This is a genomic window from Yimella radicis (genome assembly GCF_054778255.1).
The window spans coordinates 1-2,376 of record NZ_BAAGZR010000005.1; the positions used below are offsets into that span (position 1 = coordinate 1).

Here is a 2,376-nt window from a genome sequence, read left to right on the forward strand (position 1 = left end):
CGTCGATGCCGAGCACGCGGGTGGGTTCCGGCTCGGGCAGCCACTGGTTGGCCAGTGCGATGAGCGCCCGGTGCGCGGTCGACCACGCCACCTGGTACTCGCTAGCGACCTCGCTGACGGCGCGGTTGCCCGACGCGATCGCCGAACCGATCTTCTCTCGTAGCCGGGTCGTGAGCCGCGACCGTGCCGGCACAGCGCGGGACTGCTGCGTGAATGTCGCTGTCCCACAGGCCGGTTCGCGGCACACCAAGCGCCGTTTGAGCCACCACAGATCGGTTCTTTGGCCGGAGGCAGGCAAGTCCTTGACTCGAACCAGTGGCCGCTCCTTGATCCTTGAGGTGAGCACCCCGCACTCGGGGCAGGCGCCCTCCGGGTCGATGACCTCGATGACGACACGCACCGTGTCGGCATCGATTCGTTCGAGCTGCAGGACGGTGAACTCGNGTTAACGCAGCGAAGGCGCCCGTGGACGCGAGTCGTTTTGGGTTGTCACCGGCCGCGGTGAGCAGCGCGGCGGTCATGGCTCCCACGCCGTTGAGTGTGAGCAGCCGCGGGTTCACCGAGCGCACCAGGACCAGTAATTGTTCATCGATCGCCGTGATCTCGGTGCTCAGGGTTGCGTACCTGAGCGCCCGAAGTTTGAGGCTGAGGCGGGCCACGTCTTCGGGATTCGAGCGGCTCGTCGGGGGACGGCTGCGGGCAAGGACGCCGACGATTTTGTCGCCGTTGAGGGAGCGATAAGCGGTGCGTGCCGGTTAGGGGCGGGTCACCAGGAGCGACTTTGGACTCGGACTTGCCGCGAAGTCGGCGGGCTTGACGGTTCTGGCGAATGACCTCCACGACCACGAACCCAGCCGACGAGAGTGCCCGCGCGATCCCGGCCCCGTACGAGCCGGTGCCTTCGACGCCGACTCGATCGACGTGGCCGTGGGCCTGAAGGAAGTCGTCCAGCTCGGCGTGGCCGACTTCTGTGGTGTTGAACTGGTGGTCAGCGACGCAGCGCCCTAGATGATCGACGACGGCTACGTGGTGGGTGAGCTTGCGGGTATCGATTCCAGCGACCAACAGCATCTCGGCAGGCGTGCTGGCGGGGATCGCGACGACTGGCATGCTCGACAAGGACGGTTCCCTTCCAACGGTGAATGACGTCACCGCAGGTCGGTCGGGGCAGACAGCACAAAGGCGCGCGACTTCCCGGTCAGGCTCCTATCAAGTTATGTTCCACCCGGCCTGCGGAAACTCCGGCGTCGGTGGACAGATCCACTGAAGGACAACCCGCACGGGGTGTCGGTGTAAGAGCGAGTCACACCGGCACCGGAGCCGCATCCATCATCTCTGTGTAGCGCGGTCGCTGAGTTGGTCACCGGCGTGTACGTCGGACGCGGCCACCGCGAGATCCTTCGAGTGCACCTCCTACGGACCTCTCGAACGGGGTCATCACGATGACCGCTCCTCACGTTGTCGACCCTGCACGTCTGCTCGGCGAACACTCGCCGAAGCGTCGCCCGATCTGATGCACGCTCTGCTGCAGACCATGATCAACGCCCTGCTCTCCGCGGACGCCGACGCGGTGGTCGGCGCCGAGTACGGCCGCCCCAGCCCGGGCCGGTTCAACCAACGCAACCGCTACCGTCACCGCGACCTGGACACCCGGGTCGGGACGATCGAGGTCGCGATCCCCAACCTCCGCAAGGGCACGTCGTTCCCAGAGTGGCTGCTCGAGCGCCGCAAGCGCTCAGAGGCCGCGCTAATCACTGTCGGCGCCGACTGCCAGCTCGCCGGCGTACCCCCCGGCGGATGGACAAACTGGTCAAGACCCTCGGGATCGACTCGCTGAGCAAGTCGAAGGCCTCCCGGATGGCAGCCGACCAAGTCGAGCAGTTCAGGCACCGGCCGTGGGTGCCGCAGGACCGTTTACCTTCGACTCCGCAGATGCATTGACGCTGAAGCTGCGCGAGGGCGGTCGGGTGATCAACGCCCGTCGTGCTCATCGCCACCGGCGTCAACGGCGACGGGCACCGCGAGGTCCTCGGCATGCGCGTGTCCACCGCCGAGACCGGTCCAGTCTGGAACGAGTTCTTCGCCGACCTCGTCGCCCGCGGCCTCACCGGGGTCCGGCCGATCACCTCAGATGCCCAAGCTGGCCTGGTGGAGGCGATCGCAGTTAACTGGCTCTTCACGGATGAGGGATGCTCCTATATTGCGCAACCGGGTGGCTGCTGGGTGGCGAGGTAGTCGCAGTAGGTGATGATCGCGGCGCGGTTGGAGGTGTGTCCGCGTTCGATGTGAGAGACGGTGGCCATGGACCAGTGCAGGTCGTGCGCGGCGGTCTCGATGGTGATCCCGGCGGCCTGACGCAGCGGGCGGAGCTGGGTG

The 2,376-nt window shown here is 66.4% G+C and carries 3 protein-coding genes and 1 pseudogene; 1 reads left to right on the forward strand and 3 read right to left on the reverse strand.

The window, feature by feature from the left end:
* The coding region (locus ACYU8W_RS03730; RefSeq protein ID WP_499466756.1) for a transposase family protein at positions 1 to 400 on the reverse strand (400 nt) is incomplete at its 3' end.
* Between the two features lie 185 nt (positions 401 to 585).
* Positions 586 to 1,110 (reverse strand): IS110 family transposase, encoded by a 525-nt coding sequence (locus ACYU8W_RS03735; protein ID WP_499466760.1) that lies wholly within the window; start codon positions 1,108 to 1,110, stop codon positions 586 to 588.
* Between the two features lie 332 nt (positions 1,111 to 1,442).
* Between ACYU8W_RS03735 and ACYU8W_RS03740 the strand changes: the two are divergent.
* Positions 1,443 to 2,169: pseudogene (locus tag ACYU8W_RS03740) on the forward strand (transposase); the annotation flags it as partial.
* Positions 2,170 to 2,195: 26 nt separating this feature from the next.
* On the opposite strand, the gene ACYU8W_RS03745 reads toward ACYU8W_RS03740, so the two are convergent.
* Positions 2,196 to 2,376, reverse strand: a 181-nt coding sequence (locus ACYU8W_RS03745) for a helix-turn-helix domain-containing protein (protein ID WP_499466758.1), incomplete at its 5' end; no start/stop codon positions are given.